Genomic DNA, 20,760 nt, shown 5'->3' with positions numbered 1-20,760 from the left:
TTACAAAAAAGTCAGTCCCCACAGGAAAAAGCAGAGTATTTTTTATTATGTTAATTCTGTTGAGTGCAATTTCATGAGTATTAGGTATGTTTGGTCTATCCATGTATCCATGTATTTAAGTATTCATCTAGTTGAGTTGGGTAGAAGCATGCATGTGAATAGTCCAAAACTAGCTAAATTTAATGAGTTAGCACTAATTTACCGATACTGCTTAATAAAATGTATAAAAGTGAATAAAGTCTGAAGATATATCTTGATGAGCTGTGCTATGATTTTAGGCTCAATAATCTTGGTGCTATTAGCATTATCAATAAAGAAAGAGTTCATGTTTCAACCAGTTAGTGTTTACATCGGCTTAAGGTATAGTCGCAGTAGTAATGGCAAAGGTTTTGTCTCCTTTATCACATTTTTCTCTATTATCGGTATTGTGCTCGGTGTGGCCTCTTTAATTACCGTTGTGTCTGTTATGGATGGTTTAGAGCGAGAGCAAAAACGTCGGGTACTAGGCTTAGTGCCGCATGTATTAATGTCCCCCCAACAAACTCATATCAATAATTGGCGCGATTTACAGCGCGATATTCTCGCCTTGCCTGACGTTACCCAAGTAACACCGTTTCAGCAAAGTGAAGCATTAATTCAGTCTAAAACAGCACTGCAAGGGGTTTTAGTTCATGGCATTATGCCTGAATTTGAACAACACAATATTATCAATAGCGCCATGGAATATGGCCAATTAGCCAGTTTAGACACCACGCCATTTAGCCTGGTTTTAGGCCAAACGCTAGCGCGAAAATTAAAGGTTAGCTTAGGCGATGTTGTACGTTTAACCTTACCGAACAAAACCTTATTTACCCCCATGGGGCGCGTGCCTGTGCAGCGTACATTTAGTATTGTGGGAATTTTTAATGTGGGCTCTCAAGTTGATGAGGCGATGGTTTTTATTGCTATCAAAGATGGCGCGAAACTGCATCGAAAAAAAGGTGATGGTGTTAATCAATTAAGGTTGTATCTAGATGATGCCTTTAAAGCCCCGCGGGTCATTGCACAGTTATCGTTGAAATATCCAGATTTTAACTTTGTCAGCTGGCAAGAGAGTCAGGGGGCCTTATTTGCTGCGGTCAGCATGGAAAAAAATATGATGTGGCTCATGCTGAGTTTAATTGTTGCGGTTGCAGCTTTTAATATTGTCTCAGCGTTAGTGATGGTGGTTATTGATAAGCAAGGTGAAATTAGCATCTTACAAACCCTAGGTTTAGACCGAAGTGGTATTGTGAAAATTTTTATCACTCAAGGCTTAACCAATGGTATTTTGGGCGTTATTTTGGGCGTTACACTTGGGGTAATATTAACGCTAAATTTAAATCATTTGTTTAGCTTACTCGGGGTTAATTTATTAGGCGCAGGGCAAAAATTACCTATTGCTCTTGATGTGGTCAATATTTTAGTGATTGTTGCTTCTGCACTAGTCATGAGCTTTTTAGCGACCCTTTACCCGGCCTATCGTGCTGCGCAAACTCAGCCAGCAGAGGTACTCAGAAATGAGTAGCCTAATACTTAATGACATGAACAATAAAATGAAGAGCAAAATGGACAGTGATTTGGAACATAATATCAACCAAAGTAGCGATGAAAGTGGCGATAGAAGTAGCGATGAAAATGCGGTAACACCTAAGCTTCCTTTAGGCTTAGAATGTCGCCAGCTAAGTAAATCTTATCAACAAGGTCCGGTGACCACAGCCGTATTATCCAAGCTTGATTTGGCAATTAAAGCCGGAGAGTTAGTGGCTATTGTTGGCCGTTCGGGCTGCGGAAAAAGTACCTTTTTGCACTTAGCTGGCGCGTTAGACACGCCAAGTGCAGGCGAGGTGTTTATTAATGGGGTTAACATTCATCAATTATCTGAAAAGCAACGGGCAAAATTTCGTAATCAACATATTGGTTTTATTTATCAGTTTCATCATTTAATGATGGAATTTACGGCTGAAGAAAATGTCGCCATGCCGTTGTTAATACGGGGTGATAAGCCCAAAGCTGCCATGACTCAGGCTAAAGCTATGCTTGAACTAGTGGGGTTAACTCATCGCAGTCATCATCGACCTTCTGAGCTTTCGGGTGGCGAGCGTCAACGTGTTGCCATTGCTCGCGCATTAGTGACCAAGCCGTCACTTGTTTTAGCCGATGAGCCAACGGGTAATTTAGATTTTGATACCGCTGAACAAATTTTTCAGTTGTTGCAGGAGTTAAACCGGACCGTAAATACCAGTTTTGTGATTGTTACCCATGATTTAACCTTGGCGGCAAAAATGGATCGTCAACTGCTTTTAGATCACGGACACCTAAAGCCACTTGACGTTAACAGCGACAGTCGTATGAAAAAAAATGAGGACGCTTAGGTGCTAAAACCGTTAAGTGTTTTTATTGGCTTACGTTATGTGCGTAGCCGTCATAGCAAAGGGTTTTCGTCATTTATATCCGCGTCCTCAACTATTGGTATTGCCATTGGTGTGATGGTGCTAATTGTTGTGCTTTCAGCCATGAATGGTTTTGAACGGGCGTTGGCGACACATTTATTGTCAATTGTACCTCATGCTGAAGTGGTCGCGGTGAACTCACCTATTACGCAATGGCCAAAAAGCGTTTCTCGTATTGAGCAAAATCCCCATGTTATTGCCGCGGCTCCATTTGTCAAAACTCAGGGTATGATGCAAAAGTCTGCAGCACTTAAAGGTGTTGAAATCCGTGGTGTAGACGTGATGTTAGAGCCGCAGGTTTCCGCTATTTCGCGTTATATGATCGCTGGCAAGTGGCAAGACCTAATACTTGAAAATGGCGTTATTATTGGCGCTGGTATTGCTCGTAAGCTTTCGGTGCAAGTGGGCGACAAGGTTCAGTTATTACTACCCCCAGCTCATTTGAACAACCAAAAAAACAGTAAATCACAGCAATTTCCTGTGCCCATGACGCAACAGGCCATTATTGTTGGGGTGTTCAAATTTGGTGGTACGATAGATGACACACAGGTTTTTATTAACTTAGCGAAAGCGAGTGAATTACTGGGTTATCAAGCGGATGAAGTACAAGGCATTCGCCTAAAGGTTGACGATGTTTTTGCCGCGCCACAAATTGTTCGTGAGGTGGCTTTTGATTTTGATTTTTATGTTTACATGCTGGACTGGACCCGGAGTCATGGTCATTTATTTAATGATATTCAGTTGGTACGTTTAGTGATGTTTATTGTTTTAGTGCTAGTGATTGCCGTGGCTAGCTTTAATATAGTGTCGACCTTAATTATGGCGGTCAATGAGAAGAAGTCAGATATTGCCATATTAAAAACCATGGGGGCAAAGTCGAGCACTATTATGGCCAGCTTTATGTTTCAAGGATTAATGAATGGCATTGTGGGTTGTTTACTGGGTGCCAGCTTAGGGATTTTAATCTCGTTGAATTTAACTGATATTATCCGTGCTATAGAAACAGCCTTATCGGTAGAGTTTTTATCTTCAGAGGTATATTTTATTGATTTTTTACCCACGTTATTACGCCAACAAGATGTTATTAACACCGTTATTACGGCCTTAATGATGAGTTTGTTAGCGACCATTTACCCGGCTTGGCGTGCAACCAAAGTAGATCCGGCGCAAGTGTTAGGGCAAGCGTAAACGTTAAGTTAAAGTAATAATATAAAGTAATAAGATAAAAAATCAGACGTTACGTCTGATTTTTTGTTTATGATGAAGGGGTAGCTTGGCTTCTTCGTGCTTTGCGTTTTTTCCACTCTTTTGCTACTGAAAAGCGCCAGATAATATTTATAGTTAAATAACCTAAGAGAGCAAAAACAGCCGCAAGTACACCACAGCCGACAATAAAGGCGGGCCCAATAGTTGAAACACTATCAATTAGCCACTGCCAATTTGCTTCAAAAGCGAATTTTCTTGTTGGTACATCGACAATCCAGGTGCCAACAACATAACAAAAATAAAAAATTGCCGGCATAGTCAAAGGGTTAGTGATCCAAACAAGGGTAATAGATAAAGGTAGATTTGCATGTACTATAATTGCAAAGCCTGCGGCTAAAACCATTTGAAATGGCACGGGCATAAAGGCAAAAAATAAGCCGACAGCAAATGCTTTACTCACCGAACGGCGGTTCAAGTGCCACAAATTAGCGTTATGTAGTAAAGCACCAAACATTTTTAAATGTTTGTTATCTTTTATTTTTTGGTGATCAGGCATAAAGCGTTGAATTATTTTTTTCGGCATAAATTACTTTACTTAACGTTACTTGGCTAAATGGAAATTAATCACTATGGAATGGTGGCTACTCACATTTTTTTTCAGTGCTATTTTGTCATTATTTATACCTATAGTGCCAGAGTTTTCTTTACTGCTCATTATATTGTTGGTTTCATTAATATTTATCTTTATAGGTAAATTTCGTTTTATGGCTATTGCGCTATTCGCGGTTGTTTGGATTTTAATTGCTGGCAGTCAATATCAAGATACCTTAAAGCAAAATAACATCAAGCTTGAGCAGTTGCATAAAAAAGTTCATCTAATTCAAGGTGAAGTGAGTAATATTGTTCATATCAAATCTGGTAGTAGCCGTTTTAACTTTTTAGTTAGCCATTGGCAGGGTCGAAAGGTTAATGAAGCATTTAAGGTACGCTTAACTTGGAAGGCGCCAGACAAACCTCTACTGCAGGGACAAAAGTGGCAATTAGCGGTAAAACTTAAACCTGCGCATGGCTTGGCTAATATCGGTGGCTTTAATTACCAAGTCTGGCTACTTCAGCAAAAAATAGTCGCCACTGGCTATGTTAAGACTAAAACTAAAACTAAAGCTAAAACCACAAATAAAAATAAAACCGAAATACAAACTAAAAAGCAAAATATTTTATTGCATCAGCAAATTAGTTGGCGTCAATATTTGTATCAAAAATTATCCGTGGTGTTAGCTGATAAACCGCTGGGTGCGCTAATTTTAGCCTTGGGTTTTGGTGAGCGTGGAGAGTTAACACGCGATCATTGGCGAGTGCTTTCTGCAACGGCAACTCAGCACCTTATTGCTATTTCTGGCTTGCATATCGGCATAGTGGCTTTTGCAAGCTTGATTTTTATACGCACTGTTATTCGTTTATTGCCCTTGAGTTTACTGTTGTCGATGCCTTGGCAACTGAAACTGATGCAAATAAACTTAAGCTATGCTCCCATTCTGTGTAGTGGTGTTATGGCATGGTATTACGCCTATCTGGCGGGTTTTTCTATTCCTACCTTACGTGCTTTGGTGATGTTGTTATTGTTTTGGTCACTTAAAATGATGCACATAAAGGTAACACTATTACCTTGGTTATTACTGGCCGTTTTAATTATTTTACTGGTTTGGCCGCTTAGCTTACTCAGTGCGAGTTTTTGGTTATCGATATCAGCACTCGTCATTATTTTTTCGACATTTTCACGTTTTTCCATGCGCACGATAGCACCAGTCCTAACAAGAGATAAAACATCATTATTAACGCTTGAACCCTTGCCTAAAAATAGGCTTAAAAAGCAATGGCATGGCGTTAAAACTCGGGTGTTACTTTGGCTTAAAACCTTGCTTGTTATGCAACTAGCACTGACAATAGCTATGTTACCCATAGCCGCATCGTTAAACTATCAACTACCCTTAGCCGCTTTTTTTGCCAATATTGTTGCTGTACCTTTGATGAGTGTGACGGTTATTCCTTTAACGCTGTTGGCGGTTATTGCTTTGCCATTTAGTCTTTGGTTAGGACATTTTTTTACTGACTTAGCCTTACTGAGTTTGTCATATGTTTGGCAATGGTTGCTTTATTTGGCTAGCGCAGAGTGGGCAGTTTTTGCTATTTCATATCAGCAAATACAAGCCATGATGGTATTTTTTGTCATTATTTCACTGGCGGTATTTTTTCGACTCACTAAGGTTAAGTTTATTGCCGCGCTGAGTTTATTTATAACGGCGGTTATTATCGATTTTTTTAGTGCTGAACAACAGCAAGAGTGGCGCTTGTCAGTGCTTGATGTGGGTCATGGTCTTGCCGTTGTTATTGAAAAAAATCATCATGTTTTTCTCTATGATACCGGCGCCAGTTATCCCAGTGGTTTTAATATGGCTGATGCGGCAATATTACCCTATTTAAAGCATCAAGGTTATCAAGCGATTGATGGGGTGATCATCAGCCATAACGATAATGATCATGCCGGAGGCTTACGTCACTTACGCGCTAAAATGGCTATTAAGCGTGTTATTGCTAACGATCTCACGTTAAAACCTGACCGCCATTGTATCTCGGGACAGCGCTTTACTTGGCAAGGCTTGGTTTTTGAAGTGCTGTCGCCAATGCAAGTTGATGGTGATAAAAATGATGACTCGTGCGTAGTCACTATCAGCGATGGTTTTCATCGTGTGTTATTACCGGGCGATATTTCGATAAAACAAGAAAAACGGCTATTAAATGTTGCGGGCATGGCTAATAAACTCAGCAGTGACATTTTGATTGCCCCGCATCATGGCTCCAAATCATCGTCTAGTCGTGGTTTTTTATCGGCGGTTATGCCGCGTTATGTAGTATTTAGTACCGGTTATTTAAACCGTTGGCAGATGCCATCAGATGAAATACTGGGTCGGTATAACAGTTTTGATATTACGACTTTTAATACGGTCGATGAAGGGATGGTGACCTTTAAGTTTAGTCAACCCACGGGTGGCGCAAATATTGAACCTAGTACTAATGATAATAAAGGCAATATTGCAGATACTGTTATTGATGCTAGCGTTGAAGTGATAAGTTATCGAGACGATATTCGGCCTTATTGGTTTGTAAATTGATCACTTTATTAAGCTATTTTTACGCTAATGACTGGATTTATATCACCGATAAAAGTTTATCAGTTGGTTGATGGGCAAAATAACGCTAAAATACCGACGATTTACTAATAAGACAAAATAAAACAGAATAAAACAATCCCCCCAGGGATAAGATTTTTTGATAACGCATGAGAGCATTAATGTCGACAAAACTATCAGAACCGACTACAGAAAACACCACAAAACAAAATTTTAAGCGTTTATTGGCTTATGCTAAAGCCTATAAGGCAGCAGCCGTTGTTTCTATTTTAGGCATGTTAGGTTATGCCGCGATTGACAGCTTTGTATTTTCTCAACTGCAACCACTCATCGACAAAGGCCTTGATGGCCAAGATCCCGCATTTATGAAATGGGCGCCATTTGTTATTGTGCTGATGTTTATTCTGCGCGGAATTTGCCACTTTGCGGGTAACTACACCTTAGCTTGGTTAGGTAATAATGTGGTGGCCAATATTCGTCAGGAGTTGTTTGAACATGTGATGTCTATGCCTGTGGCTTATCACGATAAGGAATCTACTGGCAGTTTGATCTCAAAATTAACGTTTGATACTGAGCAAGTGCTAAGTGCTGTTTCTAAAGCGTTATTGACTTTAGTGCAGCAAGGCGCCTTTGTGCTGGGCTTACTGATTGTTATGTTTTATAACAGTTGGCAGTTAGCGTCGATATTTTTACTGATCACCCCGGTTATTGCGGGCATAGTTACCGTGGTTTCAGGTCGTTTTCGTCAAATAAGTAAAGGTATTCAAAATGCCATGGGCGAGGTAACAACGGCGGCAGAGCAAACCTTTAATGGTCATAAAGTGGTATTAACCTTTGATGGTCAACAACGAGAGTTTGACCGTTTTGCCAAAATTAATAAACATAATCGCCAACAACGGATGAAAATGGTGGCGACACAAGCGGCCAGTGTCCCTATTATTCAAATTATTGCTTCGTTTGCCTTAGCGTTTGTTTTATATGTTGCCAACCTTGATTCGATGCGAGCAGATATTTCAGCCGGGGTTTTTATGACGGTATTAATGTGTATGGTAACCCTGCTTAGACCTTTAAAACTACTGACCACGGTCAATAGTGAATTTCAAAAAGGCATGGCGGCCTGTGTCAGTATTTTCGCGGTACTTGATCAAGAAAAAGAACACGACACGGGTACTATCGCAATAGCACGTGCAAAAGGCACTTTAGCGTTTGAACACGTTAATTTTCTTTATAATAAAGACAAAGAAAAACAGGCACTAACCGATTTAAGTTTCACCGCTAGTGTCGGTGAAACAGTGGCTTTAGTAGGTCGCTCTGGTAGTGGTAAATCAACCGCGAGCGCCTTATTATTAAGATTTTACACGGCGACTACCGGTAAGGTGTTAATCGATGGTAAAGACATTAAAGATTACAAACTGAAAGACTTACGCAAGCAATTTGCTTACGTTTCTCAACAAGTGGTGTTGTTCAACGATTCAATTGCTAATAATATTGCTTATGGCAAACCCCATGCGACACGTGAAGAAATTGAAGACGCGGCACGTAAAGCCCATGTGATGGAGTTTGTCGAAGACTTACCTGAAGGACTAGATACTAATATTGGCGACAATGGTGCTATGTTATCGGGTGGTCAACGCCAACGTGTAGCCATTGCGCGAGCATTATTATGTGATGCCCCTTTCTTAATTTTAGATGAAGCCACCAGTGCTTTAGACACTGAATCTGAACGTCATATTCAAGACGCCTTAAGCGCATTACAAAAAAACCGCACTTGTATCGTTATTGCTCATCGTTTATCAACCATAGAAAGTGCTGATAAAATTATTGTTATGGAACAAGGGCAAATAAAAGAGCAAGGCGATCATCAAGCCTTATTAGCGAAAGACGGCGCTTATGCTCAGTTACATAAATTTCAATTTGGTGCCTAGTTCACTATGTATTTAATCCATTATTTTGGCTATACATTATGCGCCTGATTGAAAAAGTTTGGTTTCAGGGGCATCCAGCAAAATGGCTAATGGTGCCATTTTTGCTGCCATTAAGCTTTATTTTTGCGCTAGTGAGTTTTTTTCGCCGTTTAGCTTATCAGTTAGGGCTATGTAAACAGATTAAAATGTCAGTGCCCGTGGTTGTCGTGGGTAATATCGGTATTGGTGGTAATGGCAAAACACCGGTCAGCTTATATTTAGTTGAAAAACTTACCGAGCAAGGTATAAAAGTGGGCGTGGTAAGTCGCGGCTATGGCTCAAAAGCGCCTTATTATCCTTATCAAGTTAGCGATGAAAGCAGCGCTGAGCAAGCAGGAGATGAGCCGTTATTAATCTTTCAACGCAGCGGCGTTCCTGTGGTTATTGGCGCCAATAGAATTCAAGCTTGCCAGTGCTTAATTGAGCAAGGCTGTGAATTGATTATTGCCGATGATGGACTACAACATTATCGTTTGGCGCGAGATTACGAGTTTGTGGTAGTTGATGGTAAACGTTTATTTGGTAACGGTTTATTATTACCAGCAGGGCCATTGCGCGAGACAAAACGCAGAATAAAAGGTGCCGATTGTGTTATTGTTAATGGCATGAGTGCATGGCAAAAACAAGCGGGTAATCTAGCGTTACCGGTATTAACCATGCAGTTACAGGCAAGGTATGTCATCAATATTAAAACCGGTAAGCGTGTTGATCTCGATACTTTTTTAGCGCAAAACCTTGCTAGCGATAAACGTATTAATGCTCTAGCAGGTATTGGCGACCCTAAACGCTTTTTCAACACCCTTGAGCAAGTAGGTTTTACGTTAGCCATGACTAAAGGCTTTATTGATCATCAAGCCTTTTCAGCGCATGATTTACAGCAGTTCTCTAGTGATATGCCGTTATTAATGACCGAAAAAGATGCCGTTAAATGTGCTGACTTTGCCCAAGAACATTACTGGTATTTACCGGTTGATGCCGTATTTGCAACCAACAATGATAGTGCCGCTATGGCGAGCGAAATCGCTAACATTGCTGCACTTGCTAGCAAGCAGCATTAATTAACAACTAAAGCTGCCAGAGCTAACAGAACTGACATGATTTTAACGCTTGATGCACATAGATCAAGTTTACATTAAGAGAGAAAATAATGGCGTTTGATATTAAATTAATGGAAATCCTTGCATGCCCAGTATGCAAAGGAAAATTAGACTATAACAAAGAGCAGCAAGAGTTGATTTGTAAATTTGACCGTTTGGCTTATGCGATAGAAAAAGACATTCCTGTGTTACTTGAAAGTGAATCGCGTCGCATTACTGAAGATAATGCATAAGGTTACCGCCGAGATGAGTATGAGTTATAGCATGATTGGAATAAGTAGATTAATGAGGTTTTTATGTCGTTTGTGGTAGTGATCCCTGCACGGTTTGAGTCATCACGTTTACCGGGTAAAGTTCTCGCTGATATTGCTGGTAAACCTATGGTCCAATGGGTTGTTGAAAGAGCCGTAGCTAGTGGCGCTGAGCAAGTTATTGTGGCGACCGACAGTGACGAAGTTGCTCGTGTGGTAAAAAGTTTTGGTGGTGAAGTATGTAAAACTCGTGCTGATCATCAATCAGGCACTGAACGTCTTGCTGAAGTAATGCAAAGGTATCAGTTTTCTGACGAGCAAGTTATTGTTAATGTTCAAGGGGATGAACCTTTTATTCCGGTTGAAAACATTGCGCAAGTGGCAGATAACTTATCTAGCCAGAGTCAAGCGCGCATGGCGACATTAGCGATGAAAATTGACGAGGTTGCTGAAGCATTAAACCCTAATGCGGTGAAAGTGTTATGTGATAAAAATGGCTATGCGCTATATTTTAGTCGCGCGACTATCCCTTACGATCGAGAGCGTTTTCTTAACAATGACAACATTGATGCCATTGGCGACTTTTATTTGCGCCATATTGGTATTTACGCTTACCGAGCCGGATTTATTAAAGATTATGTGCAGTGGCCAACCAGCGAGTTAGAGCAAGTAGAGTCATTAGAGCAATTGCGAGTACTTTGGCAAGGCGAGAAAATTCATGTCGCTGTTGCGAAAGTACGCTTAGCGGTTGAAGGGGTTGATACGCCTGAAGATCTAGAAAAAGCCCGAGTTTACGCAAAGTCTTTATAAAATAACTTGAGCCAACAACCTGTTTTATCTAAAAAAAAGAAGCTTAACCGGCTCTTTTTTTTACTTTTCTTTGCTTAGTTATGTTAGTCGAGAGTTGAACCGATTAAACCACTCAAACCTTTGAACGTAATCATAGCTTTGGTATAACATAACTCTAGTCTATTTAGGTAATATTTGATGGCACTCACCAAGAAAAAAGCTCGCTGGTTAATGGCAAAAAAAGGCTTTTTAGACATGTTACCGCTTAATTTAGCTGTTTTACCCTGGGGTATACTCTGTGGTTCTTTGGCCGTTCAACGTGACTTTTCTGCGCTTGAAGCTATTTTAATGCCGCTTATCGTATTTGCTGGCTCTGCTCAGCTTGTTGCGATTGAATTAATTGCCAACAATGCATCACTGGCTACGATCTTATTTACCACCTTTATTATTAGCTCGAGGCACTTTCTATATGGCTTAGCATTAAGAGATAAGTTAAAAGTTTTACCAACCAAGTGGCGTTATTCTTTAGGTTTTTTGTTAACCGATGAGCTATTTGCTTTATCGAGTCATCACAAGTCCTTTGTTGGGCAGTTAAGATTAGTTTATGCGCTTGTCGCTGGCGGCAGTTTTTATGTTTTTTGGTTGTTATGGAATGTGGCAGGCGTTATCGCCGGCAGTTATTTACCCGACTTAACCCATTTAGGCTTAGATTTTGCGATTGCCGTCACCTTTATTGCCTTAGTGATTCCCACCATTATTAACATACCTATTTTAGTGACTGTGATTGTTGCTGCGCTATTATCCGTCGTGTTTAAGTTAATGCAGTTCGAATTAGATTTGGTTGCAGCCGCTTTGATTGCGATGTACTCAGGTTACTTAACTGACCGTTTTTTGCATAAAAAAAATGATGTTAATAATGCAGACAATCATAAAATATCCTCGTCAGTTAAGGACAGCACATGACATTACTCACCATTCTACTGATGGCGGTCATTACCTTTACCACGCGCTACTTATTTATCCACCCGCGCTTGCCTGTGCGCTTAGGAGCAAAAATGGCTAAGCTATTAAGTTTTAGCGCACCAGCGGTGTTAACGGCTATTTGGGTACCCATTATTTTTATTCAACAAGGCCAGTTGAGTATTTCGCTGCATAATCCCTATTTAATTGCCGCAACGTTGGCGATAGTTGCGGCGGCAAAAAGTAAAAGTATTTATTTGACCATGTTTGTTGGGCTTATTACTTTTGTTTTGAGTCGGTATATTTTATCTCTGTAATATTTTACCGCTGTACTAGCTTAACCTTGTAATTTATTGAGTGTCTTGAACCTAGTTACATTCTGCAGGTAAGTTTTGTTTTTAGGGTGTTTATAGGCTGTTTATAGCTGAAAAAGTGCTGTTTATCGAATAAAGCTTGTCAGCTGATATTGGTAGCTTTTATGATGGAGTATGCCTTTTATCTGAGATTAAATTATAAATATTGCTATGAATTTAACAAAATCAATAACCACCCTCGCCATCGTCAGTGCGCTGACGTTTTCACAAAGTACTTTTGTCCAAGCGGCAGACGCCAAAGCTAAGCCGGAATCACCGTCTAGCTGGTTAAACTTAACCGCGCAAGAACTAACAGCAGTAGAGCGTTATGCGACTGAATATAAAGACTATATTTATAAAGTACCCACGGAATTAACCTTTGTTACTGAAACGATTAAACGCGTTGAAAAACAAGGTTTCACCAAGCTAACCGAGCAAAGTGAATTAAAGCCAGGCGCTCGCTTTTATGATGTCAATCGTGACCGTACTATTGCCTTGATGGTTATTGGAAAAAAACCGTTAGAGCAAGGTACGCGTATTGTTGGCGCCCATATTGACTCTCCGCGACTTGAGCTTAAAGGACGGCCATTATTTGAAAAAGAAAATTTTGCCATGTTTCAAACTTACATTCACGGCGGTATTAAAACCTATCAATGGGTAAATATTCCGCTGGCTTTAGTCGGTAGGGTTGATAAAAAAGATGGTACTAGGGTCAATATTTCAGTTGGCTTTGATGACAATGATCCTATTTTTTTGGTGACAGATCTTGCTCCTCATGTTGACTCACCCAACCGTAAGCGCACCAGTCGAGATGTTATCGGTAAAGAAGAACTCGATATTATTATTGCGGCTAAGCCTGAATTAGATAAAAAAATTAAAGATCAGGTCAGCAGTTATTTAAAGTCAACTTATGATATTTCAGTTGAAGACTTAGTTTCTGCTGAACTGGCTTTAGTGCCAGCCACTAAACCGCGCGATGTGGGTTTTGACCGTAGTATGATCGCCGCGTATGGTCAAGATGATAAAGCTTCATCAATAGCAGCGGTTAAAGCATTAACCGAGCAGAAAACACCTGAATATACCGCTATCGCTTATCTAGTGGATAACGAAGAAGTGGGTAACATCAATAATACCGGAGCGAGTTCTACCTACTTAGTCGATTTAATCAGTAGCTTACTCTACAACCAAAAGGGTGATAGCTATAATGACTATCAATTGCGTCAAGTGTTACGTAATACCAAAGTTATTTCTGCGGACGTAAATCCAGGCGTAAACCCAACATGGTCAAATGTCTGGGAACTAGGTAATGCACCTCGCTTGGGTAACGGCGTTAATTTAAAGCTCTATGGTGGTGGTTTTAATGCTAATTCTGAATACATGGCGTGGACGCGAAATTATTTAGATAATGCCGATATTAAATGGCAAACCTCGACTTATAAAGGTAAGGCGTCAGGTGGCACTATTGGTAGTGACTTATCTAAGGATAATATGGAAGTGATTGATTTTGGTATTCCAATTTTATCAATACATTCGCCTTATGCGGTGGGCTCAAAAGTTGATTTGTATTCATTGTACAAAGCAATGTCAGCGTTTTATCAAGAAAAATAGCCTCGAGCTAATGCTGATTTTAAAAGCTTATTTTTTTATAACCTTGAGCTAAAAAAAGCAAGCCGTATTGAATAGATACGGCTTTTTTATATTGATCATTATAATGATAACTGTTGTTTTGCAGAGACAGGGTTAGCATACATAGTTAATAACCAGTGTTGCTGTTCTGCCGTAAGGTTTTCCATGCGCTTATTCAATTTTTCAAGCACTGTGCTGTCAGTATCTTGGTGATTAAGTTTTGCGTATGCAACTAAGTTACTGTCATATAATTTATAGTTGCTGATGATTTCTTTATCAATTGCTGCAGCAATGGCTTTGCTATTGGCAAAGTCTCCCTGTATTGGCTGACAAAACTGGAGATGTACTTGACCTTTTTGTCCGACCAATCCTTGTGTGATACTTTTTAAGTCTTCATCTTCGTGTTTTTGATAGCTACCGGTCGCTTCTTTTTCAGCAAGCTCTATTGCCTTGTCGATATCACAAGGGTCAAACTCATAGGAAATTGATACCGGTACTATGTTAAGTTCTGCTAAGTAATCAGCCATAGGCATTTGCTTATCTTTATTGAGTAATAGCATAGATATTAAGGCTGAGTTGGTTTTGTCTACACCATCTTTGGCACGACCTTCGCGTTGTGCGATCCAAATATTTTGCTTTCGGTTCGCGACCGTATCATGAATGTAGGCAGACAATTGCTTTGATGCATTGAGCATAGCGCGTTTGTTTTCTTCGTTACGTTTAACAATAAAACTCTTGTTAATACGCATTAAATCAGCAACCCAAGGCTGATGTAGTAAATTATCACCCACCGCAGCTTCTACGGTATTGATACCGCTTTTATGTAGCGCTAAGTTCACTAAGGCAACGTCTAAAACAATATCACGATGATTGCTGATGAAGAGGGCTGGCTTGGTCGTATCAAAGTTTTCTATGCCACTATAGTTAAAGCCGGCGGTACTGTTTTTGATCAAATGATGTAAATATTTAGCCACTTCAATTTGGATTTGCTCGATATTATGAAATTTTTTCACCCGAAACTTCAATGACAATTTTACAATTTTGCAGGCAAGTAGCGGCAAGGCTTGGTATAAGCGTGGCATTTTTAAACTAGCAATCGAAGCTTGTAAGCCTTGTTGGTTAATTAATTTTTTGATTACTGCAACTACCTCATCATCACGATAAGGACGTATATCATCAAACATTCAAAAATCTCTTATATGGTCGAAAATAAATAATAAATGAGTAGGGATTATAACCGAATCATCTTGAAAAATGCGCTTTTTGTTTAATAGTTTAGTTGATGATTTTTGTTCATTTAATGTCTATAAATTATATTAAATTTTCTGGTGGACAAAGCAACTATTATTTAAACCACATTATGCACTGATACCCCTAAAGTATGGCGAACTTAAATTCGGCTTCATTCGTGATGGAGATAATAAGAGTAATGCAGCGATTTTTTGTGTTACTTAATCAAAAATCATTTATTAAAAGCACTGTCGACAAGGTTATGGTGTTGAATCAATACAGACACTAATTAGCTAAGCTAATAATCAATTTGTACTTGAACACCGACACCTTATAGCTAATACAGAAAATAAAACAACCCAGTCTATATCGTGGTGATATTTTTATATAACAAAGACAAAGAGTTATTTTTACTTTCACCCAAGGTTATGTTTTTTACCTTAACACCACCTAAGGGTTTTGCAACGTTATAGCAAGTTATCTTTAACTCAAAAAATTATTTTAGTAAAATAATTGCAAAATTTACAGTAATTGACTTGTGTTTTTAACTTTTAGGCCCAAGTATTATTAGTGAGTAGATAATAAAAAGGAACACCTATGAAAATAAATCTTTCAGGTCATCATGTTGACGTTTCAGATTCAATCAAAGAACATATTAATGAAAAGTTTTCAAAAATATCGACACACTTCCCAACCTTAATTTCACTCGATGTTATTTTATCGCACGAACATAACAAACATAATGTAGAACTTCGTACAACCTATGAAGGAGGTCGTATTTCGGCATCAGCAAATGACGGCGTTATGTATCCCGCTATTGCGACAGCCGCTAAAAAGTTGGATGCAGCTTTAAAACACCGAAAAGGTTTATTAAAAGCTAATTTGCATAGTAAACCCGAAGCAACAGCACCTGAGATTGCCCATGAAAAAGTTCAAGAAATGAACCTTAGTTAATAAGGTGTGAATTTAATCATCTTATCGTTAAGGAGGCTGTAGCCTCCTTTTTTAATGCTTATGCTAGTTTGATTGACGCGAATAAGCAGACATTTAGTTTGGCATCCCACAGAAATACACTTAAAATAGCGACTTTATAACCGGCTATTAGAGGCTATATGCTAGAAGTTTTTAACTATGTTGTCGCGGCAGACTGTGACGTTGAGGGTAATGTCATTCGCTCTCAAGACAGCGATAGTGAAAGGGTTAATAAACGATGCACCTCATAGCTAATTTTCCAAGGTAAATCATGCTAGAAATATCAAGTGCAGTAATCATTGCCGACTGGGAGATTGAACTTACCGGCATAAGGGCAACTGGGAACGGAGGCCAAAGAGTCAATAAGGTCGAAACAGCGATACACTTGCGTTTCGATATTAAGCGTTCAACATTACCTGCCATATACAAAGCCAGGCTGCTGAAACTATCAGATAGTCGCATATCAAGTGATGGCATTATCATTATTAAAGCGCAATCATTTAGAACACAACCAATGAATAAAGACGACGCGTTAAAACGTCTGAAAGAGCTGATTTTATCTGCCATGGTGGTGAAAAAAACTAGACGGCCCACTAAACCAACCAAAGGCTCAAAGCTCAGACGATTAGATGCAAAGAAAAAAACAGGTTCTAATAAAGTGTTGCGTGGAAAAGTAGACCATCAGTAACTTACTGTTTTTCTCCCTGTGATTTTTTTACAGGGAGAAAACAATGAGAAAGAAAGATAACGAGTAGGGTTTGCCATCTTAAAGCTAATTTATAATCACTACGAGTGCTGTCATGAGTTCAAAGACGCGATAAAATTTAGTTAAATAAAGCTATTGAGAATTAAAGGATTAACTATGTATCTAGTATGTACTCGTTAATTTTCAATACGATTTCGCTACTACTGCTGTGATTATTTAACGCGTCTTCTTAAGGCGATTAAACCGGTGAAAAGTAAGCTAAGCCACGCAATAGAGCCTCCGCCGCTACTTGAATTGGTTGGTGCAGGCGCTGTAACAGTTAATGAGGTGTTTTTAACTGCGGCTAAGCTATCAGCGCTATTAACGCTTGCATCAAATATGATCACGCTTTCGATGGTCACGAAATTTTCGACACCCGGAACAAAGTTGTTTGCACAGTTATCAGCACTATAGTCTGGCATTGGGGTCGAGTTACATCTAGGTATGCCAGCAATAACATCAATATTTTCCATACCTGCAATGACTTCACCGAAAACAGTAAAACCACCATTTTGCGTATCCAATGCTGCAGAGCCGGCACTATTATTAGATAAATTTACAAACCATTGACTAGTCGCGCTATCTTTGTCGCCTGACACTTTGGCCATGGCAATAGTGCCACGAACATTTGAATAAACGGGCTCATTCTTAATCGCACCATCTGTAGCAATAGGACTCAATGGCAGGGTGCCAGTAAACGCAAAACCGCCAGCTTGCATAACAAATCCAGGCTCAACACGATGCACAACCGTGTTGTTGTAGTCACCATCATTGACATATTTTAGGAAGTTAGCCACTGTTTCTGGCGTTGTTTCATCGTGCAGGTTAACTTTAAAACTACTTTTAGAGCTCCCTTGTGAAGTGATAAACTCCACTATGGTTGCAGAGGTTGAAGCACTAGCAATCATCAGCGATGCGATTGCTATTTTTGATAGGTTTGAAAACGACATAGATTAACTACTTACTGCTTAACATGTTACAAAGTGTAGCGATAATAATAGGCTTTAAAGAAAACAACAAGATAAAGCCGCGTTTCGTCTATGTTGACACACTGTTTAGTGAATTTAAGCTGTTATATAGTCAGGGTGAAAATAGGCTAAGTAGTGTTTTTTTGATTTCTCAGCATTTATGATTAGTCTTGTCATTGCCGGTACTAAACTAGCGGAATTAAGCTGATGCAACTAAATGACTTTAAAAAAGCGTTCATTGCGTGGCATTAAATAATTTTTGTAATTTAATGAAAAAACCACCATATTTGAACGGCCAATAATTTCATTACGTGGCACTAAACCTATAACACGAGAGTCTGCGCTATTATCACGATTGTCGCCCATAACAAGGTAATAGTCTTTAGGGATAGTGATCGCTTGAAAACTTTCTAACTGATAATTTTTAGAATGCCCAGGCTTAAGCTGAGTGCGTATTAGATGACTATTACCCCCAATATATTCTTCACTTAAGGTAAAATCACGGTTTTTGGCTATCAGTGTGTATTGAGCTGATTTTTGATTAATGACCAATTGATTGTTATGCAGCGCTACTGTGTCGCCTGGAATGCCTATAATACGTTTCACAAGACGTTTATCCGCGACATCAGACTCAAAAATGACAATATCATTGCGTAATGGCTCAGCTAACGTTATTAGCGAATATTGGCTAAAGGGTAGTCTTAAGTCATAGGCCATTTTGTTAATTAAAATGCGATCACCTTCGACAATAGTCGGTTTCATTGACCCTGTTGGTACATCATTCCAGTCAGCAACCGCACTGCGAAAAACTAGCATTAAACTGACAAACAATAATAAAGATTTATTTTCTTTCCAGAGGTGATAAAGACTTTTTTTCATGATCTTTCCTTAGAATTAATAGCTGGTTAGTATGTGGCTATCTAGCTTATTCTTAGGCCTAAAAATTAGGCCTAAGAATAAGGCATAAAAATAACGATTTATCTTTCGACTAAATCGTTATTTTAAAGTTCCTGAGTAAAGGTAGGTATTAGCTTTATAAAATGCAATTCTTTATGTCTATTTACTTTACTTTACTTTACTTTGGCTGGGGTTTTATCAGCTAATCGTCAATATAACCCCAAGGTGCATCAGGTGGAGTTATCGGTGCGCTTAGGTCAAAATCAACACGAAACTCACGACCCTGACGAATTAATCTGTAGCTGAATTTTTCAGGGTAGATAAACATTTGCCAAGTATTACCGACTGACTGTGGGATACCTGTTTTGACAAATAACTGCTTTGAATATTCATCAGCGGGAAACGACTGCACTTGTGGCCAGCCAGCGTCTATTGTTTGGCCACCATACATAGTACTTTCGTCATAACTACCATCTTGGTGACGGTGATCATGTTTTAATGATAAACCCGAACCTGTTTTAGTTATAATCCAAGTACGTGAGGCATCTTCACCCACGTGGAAAGGAATTTCTAACTTTTCGTCTGAGCAACTTCTGACATGCATAATAAGAACTTTGTTGGCAAAGCCATCACCGCTAGCATTATCTATTGTTACCTGACCTTGAAAAGCTTTGCCACAATGAGCTTTAATACTGTTAAAAAAGTTATCATGTGTTTCGATAGAAACCAAGGGGGCTTCAAGCGCTGCGGCTGAATGGGCAAAGTAAAAAAGACTGCTAGAAAGTATTATTTTTACAATATTTATTTTTGCTTTCATTAAATACACCTAAATTGACTGAGTTTTAAATATTAACATGTGATGCTATCAGATAAATGACTAATAGTTAGCTGTAAAGTGCTGTAATGCAAAAACTAAGGTACTAAAATGGTAAAAAAAGGGTAAAAAATTTGCTTGTAGTCTTATCGCTTGCAGCGCAAAATTGTCTCAATAAGAGTATGAAATTTTGAGTGCTGTATAAATGAAGTTAAAAACTGAAAATGTTGTTATTGGACTAACGGACCCTAAAAGTCCGTCAAATGTTGGTGCTGTGATGCGTGCCGCAGGTTGTTATCAAGCTAATGAAGTGCGTTACACAGGTGTACGATATGCAAAGGCTGCAAAGTTTCATACAGATACAAAAGATGCATCACGCAAAATCCCTTTGAATGCAGTTGAATCTTTAATGGGTAATTTAACGCCAGGACAACGTATCGTTTGTGTTGATTTAGTTGAAGGCGCGATAGCATTACCTGAATTTGAGCACCCAGACAATGCGCTTTATATTTTTGGCCCAGAAGATGGCACGATAGCGCAAGAGGTTATTAATAGCGCCTATGCCGTAGTATATGTACCAACAATCGGGTGCATGAACCTAGCCGCCAGTGTTAATGTTTTGCTTTACGACCGATTAGCAAAATCAAAACACATGCTTGCGGGGGATGAGTTAATTAAAAGCAGCCGAGACACCAATAACACAGTAAAAGTGCCAGTTAATTGATGCTGCAGACAGAAATAAGTTTAGTTTCTATATCGCCAACTATTGTTTAATCATCGAATAAAAGTGTTTTTTATGAGTTTTTATAAATTAAATGATTTTTTATCTAAAAGAGGTTGACTCTTGTCGGGAAACAGTTAGAATACGCCCAGCTAGAAAGTAAGACCTATATTTATGTACAAAGTTTCGAAGTTATATTAGTAAGTAGCTCGTCCTGTTTAATAATTAATAGCAACACTTCCTGCAACACCGCCTTATTTTAAGGCATCAATTACGAATAAATAGGATAATACAATGTCTAATACAACTACTGGTACAGTAAAATGGTTTAACGAGTCTAAAGGCTTTGGTTTCATCGAGCAAGAGTCTGGTCCAGACGTTTTCGCACATTTTTCTGCAATCTCTGGCGATGGTTTTAAAACTCTTGCTGAAGGCCAAAAAGTACAGTTTACTGTTACTCAAGGTCAGAAAGGTCCTCAAGCTGAGAACATCGTAGCACTTTAATTAA

The 20,760-nt window shown here is 39.1% G+C and carries 20 protein-coding genes; 15 read left to right on the top strand and 5 right to left on the bottom strand.

Annotation, left to right across the window (positions count from 1 at the left end):
- Positions 1–325: 325 nt before the first annotated feature.
- From H4J54_RS09290 to lolE, 3 genes are read left to right on the top strand one after another with little or no spacing between them, the layout of a single operon-like run.
- Positions 326–1,546, top strand: a complete 1,221-nt coding sequence (locus H4J54_RS09290) for a lipoprotein-releasing ABC transporter permease subunit (protein ID WP_182190604.1) — start codon at positions 326–328, stop codon at positions 1,544–1,546.
- Positions 1,539–2,393 (top strand): lipoprotein-releasing ABC transporter ATP-binding protein LolD, encoded by an 855-nt coding sequence (lolD, locus tag H4J54_RS09285; protein ID WP_259367132.1) that lies wholly within the window; start codon positions 1,539–1,541, stop codon positions 2,391–2,393. The genes H4J54_RS09290 and lolD overlap by 8 nt, the downstream gene beginning before the upstream one ends.
- On the top strand, positions 2,394–3,659 hold the full coding sequence (gene lolE / locus H4J54_RS09280) for a lipoprotein-releasing ABC transporter permease subunit LolE (protein WP_182190603.1): 1,266 nt from the start codon (positions 2,394–2,396) through the stop codon (positions 3,657–3,659).
- Between the two features lie 67 nt (positions 3,660–3,726).
- Here the strand turns inward: lolE and H4J54_RS09275 are convergent, their stop codons facing one another.
- Positions 3,727–4,260, bottom strand: a complete 534-nt coding sequence (locus tag H4J54_RS09275) for a DUF2062 domain-containing protein (protein WP_182190602.1) — start codon at positions 4,258–4,260, stop codon at positions 3,727–3,729.
- Positions 4,261–4,306: 46 nt separating this feature from the next.
- Here H4J54_RS09275 and H4J54_RS09270 point away from each other — a divergent pair, with 46 nt between their 5' ends.
- The 8 genes from H4J54_RS09270 (at position 4,307) to H4J54_RS09235 (ending at position 13,887) form a co-directional block, all read left to right on the top strand.
- The gene (locus tag H4J54_RS09270; protein ID WP_182190601.1) at positions 4,307–6,847 is read left to right on the top strand and encodes a DNA internalization-related competence protein ComEC/Rec2; all 2,541 of its coding nucleotides are present in this window, start codon (positions 4,307–4,309) and stop codon (positions 6,845–6,847) included.
- Between the two features lie 179 nt (positions 6,848–7,026).
- On the top strand, positions 7,027–8,790 hold the full coding sequence (gene msbA, locus H4J54_RS09265) for a lipid A export permease/ATP-binding protein MsbA (protein ID WP_182190600.1): 1,764 nt from the start codon (positions 7,027–7,029) through the stop codon (positions 8,788–8,790).
- A gap of 38 nt (positions 8,791–8,828) precedes the next feature.
- Positions 8,829–9,887 carry a tetraacyldisaccharide 4'-kinase gene (gene lpxK / locus H4J54_RS09260; protein WP_220464304.1) on the top strand — a complete coding sequence of 353 codons (1,059 nt, stop codon included), beginning with the start codon at positions 8,829–8,831 and terminating at the stop codon, positions 9,885–9,887.
- 89 nt (positions 9,888–9,976) lie between these two features.
- Positions 9,977–10,159: a Trm112 family protein gene (locus H4J54_RS09255; RefSeq protein ID WP_182190599.1), complete on the top strand. Its 183-nt coding sequence runs from the start codon at positions 9,977–9,979 to the stop codon at positions 10,157–10,159.
- Between the two features lie 63 nt (positions 10,160–10,222).
- Positions 10,223–10,987, top strand: a complete 765-nt coding sequence (kdsB, locus tag H4J54_RS09250) for a 3-deoxy-manno-octulosonate cytidylyltransferase (RefSeq protein WP_182190598.1) — start codon at positions 10,223–10,225, stop codon at positions 10,985–10,987.
- A gap of 177 nt (positions 10,988–11,164) precedes the next feature.
- Positions 11,165–11,929, top strand: a complete 765-nt coding sequence (locus H4J54_RS09245; RefSeq protein WP_182190597.1) for an AzlC family ABC transporter permease — start codon at positions 11,165–11,167, stop codon at positions 11,927–11,929.
- Positions 11,926–12,243 carry an AzlD domain-containing protein gene (locus H4J54_RS09240; protein WP_182190596.1) on the top strand — a complete coding sequence of 106 codons (318 nt, stop codon included), beginning with the start codon at positions 11,926–11,928 and terminating at the stop codon, positions 12,241–12,243. The genes H4J54_RS09245 and H4J54_RS09240 overlap by 4 nt, the downstream gene beginning before the upstream one ends.
- Before the next feature lie 207 nt (positions 12,244–12,450).
- On the top strand, positions 12,451–13,887 hold the full coding sequence (locus tag H4J54_RS09235; protein ID WP_182190595.1) for an aminopeptidase 1: 1,437 nt from the start codon (positions 12,451–12,453) through the stop codon (positions 13,885–13,887).
- 98 nt (positions 13,888–13,985) lie between these two features.
- Here the strand turns inward: H4J54_RS09235 and H4J54_RS09230 are convergent, their stop codons facing one another.
- Positions 13,986–15,089 carry a 1-acyl-sn-glycerol-3-phosphate acyltransferase gene (locus tag H4J54_RS09230; protein ID WP_182190594.1) on the bottom strand — a complete coding sequence of 368 codons (1,104 nt, stop codon included), beginning with the start codon at positions 15,087–15,089 and terminating at the stop codon, positions 13,986–13,988.
- Positions 15,090–15,732: 643 nt separating this feature from the next.
- On the opposite strand from H4J54_RS09230, the gene hpf reads away from it, so the two are divergent.
- The gene (gene hpf, locus H4J54_RS09225) at positions 15,733–16,089 is read left to right on the top strand and encodes a ribosome hibernation-promoting factor, HPF/YfiA family (RefSeq protein ID WP_182190593.1); all 357 of its coding nucleotides are present in this window, start codon (positions 15,733–15,735) and stop codon (positions 16,087–16,089) included.
- A gap of 289 nt (positions 16,090–16,378) precedes the next feature.
- Positions 16,379–16,795, top strand: a complete 417-nt coding sequence (gene arfB / locus H4J54_RS09220; RefSeq protein ID WP_182135684.1) for an alternative ribosome rescue aminoacyl-tRNA hydrolase ArfB — start codon at positions 16,379–16,381, stop codon at positions 16,793–16,795.
- Positions 16,796–17,025: 230 nt separating this feature from the next.
- On the opposite strand, the gene H4J54_RS09215 is transcribed toward arfB, so the two are convergent.
- From H4J54_RS09215 to H4J54_RS09205, 3 genes are all read right to left on the bottom strand, one after another.
- Positions 17,026–17,802 (bottom strand): peptidylprolyl isomerase, encoded by a 777-nt coding sequence (locus H4J54_RS09215; protein ID WP_182190592.1) that lies wholly within the window; start codon positions 17,800–17,802, stop codon positions 17,026–17,028.
- Between the two features lie 231 nt (positions 17,803–18,033).
- Positions 18,034–18,699: a signal peptidase I gene (lepB, locus tag H4J54_RS09210; protein WP_182190591.1), complete on the bottom strand. Its 666-nt coding sequence runs from the start codon at positions 18,697–18,699 to the stop codon at positions 18,034–18,036.
- A gap of 220 nt (positions 18,700–18,919) precedes the next feature.
- Complete coding sequence (locus tag H4J54_RS09205; protein ID WP_182190590.1) at positions 18,920–19,534, bottom strand: hypothetical protein; 615 nt, start codon at positions 19,532–19,534, stop codon at positions 18,920–18,922.
- A gap of 202 nt (positions 19,535–19,736) precedes the next feature.
- Between H4J54_RS09205 and H4J54_RS09200 the strand changes: the two genes are divergently transcribed.
- Both H4J54_RS09200 and H4J54_RS09195 read left to right on the top strand, forming a co-directional pair.
- Entirely contained in the window at positions 19,737–20,255 is a 519-nt protein-coding gene (locus H4J54_RS09200) for an RNA methyltransferase (protein WP_182190589.1), read from the top strand.
- Positions 20,256–20,546: 291 nt separating this feature from the next.
- A complete protein-coding gene (locus H4J54_RS09195) occupies positions 20,547–20,756 on the top strand; it encodes a cold-shock protein (protein WP_077287100.1) in 210 nt (69 codons plus the stop codon).
- Positions 20,757–20,760: the final 4 nt, after the last annotated feature.

Origin of the sequence: Colwellia sp. MB3u-8 (assembly GCF_014076985.1) — a bacterium.
Classification (GTDB): Bacteria; Pseudomonadota; Gammaproteobacteria; order Enterobacterales; family Alteromonadaceae; genus Cognaticolwellia.
Note: the sequence above shows the minus strand (reverse complement) of the source record. Positions and strands in the feature narration are given on the sequence as shown.

Coding starts and splice junctions, on each gene's coding strand:
- H4J54_RS09255 (WP_182190599.1), top strand. CDS start 9,977: ATGGCGTTTGATATTAAATTAATGGAAATCCTTGCATGCCCAGTATGC.
- H4J54_RS09240 (WP_182190596.1), top strand. CDS start 11,926: ATGACATTACTCACCATTCTACTGATGGCGGTCATTACCTTTACCACG.
- kdsB (WP_182190598.1), top strand. CDS start 10,223: ATGTCGTTTGTGGTAGTGATCCCTGCACGGTTTGAGTCATCACGTTTA.
- H4J54_RS09230 (WP_182190594.1), bottom strand. CDS start 15,089: ATGTTTGATGATATACGTCCTTATCGTGATGATGAGGTAGTTGCAGTA.
- H4J54_RS09245 (WP_182190597.1), top strand. CDS start 11,165: ATGGCACTCACCAAGAAAAAAGCTCGCTGGTTAATGGCAAAAAAAGGC.
- H4J54_RS09290 (WP_182190604.1), top strand. CDS start 326: ATGTTTCAACCAGTTAGTGTTTACATCGGCTTAAGGTATAGTCGCAGT.
- hpf (WP_182190593.1), top strand. CDS start 15,733: ATGAAAATAAATCTTTCAGGTCATCATGTTGACGTTTCAGATTCAATC.
- H4J54_RS09275 (WP_182190602.1), bottom strand. CDS start 4,260: ATGCCGAAAAAAATAATTCAACGCTTTATGCCTGATCACCAAAAAATA.
- lepB (WP_182190591.1), bottom strand. CDS start 18,699: ATGAAAAAAAGTCTTTATCACCTCTGGAAAGAAAATAAATCTTTATTA.
- H4J54_RS09195 (WP_077287100.1), top strand. CDS start 20,547: ATGTCTAATACAACTACTGGTACAGTAAAATGGTTTAACGAGTCTAAA.
- H4J54_RS09235 (WP_182190595.1), top strand. CDS start 12,451: ATGAATTTAACAAAATCAATAACCACCCTCGCCATCGTCAGTGCGCTG.
- lolD (WP_259367132.1), top strand. CDS start 1,539: ATGAGTAGCCTAATACTTAATGACATGAACAATAAAATGAAGAGCAAA.
- lpxK (WP_220464304.1), top strand. CDS start 8,829: ATGCGCCTGATTGAAAAAGTTTGGTTTCAGGGGCATCCAGCAAAATGG.
- arfB (WP_182135684.1), top strand. CDS start 16,379: ATGCTAGAAATATCAAGTGCAGTAATCATTGCCGACTGGGAGATTGAA.
- H4J54_RS09270 (WP_182190601.1), top strand. CDS start 4,307: ATGGAATGGTGGCTACTCACATTTTTTTTCAGTGCTATTTTGTCATTA.
- H4J54_RS09200 (WP_182190589.1), top strand. CDS start 19,737: ATGAAGTTAAAAACTGAAAATGTTGTTATTGGACTAACGGACCCTAAA.
- msbA (WP_182190600.1), top strand. CDS start 7,027: ATGTCGACAAAACTATCAGAACCGACTACAGAAAACACCACAAAACAA.
- H4J54_RS09215 (WP_182190592.1), bottom strand. CDS start 17,802: ATGTCGTTTTCAAACCTATCAAAAATAGCAATCGCATCGCTGATGATT.
- H4J54_RS09205 (WP_182190590.1), bottom strand. CDS start 19,534: ATGAAAGCAAAAATAAATATTGTAAAAATAATACTTTCTAGCAGTCTT.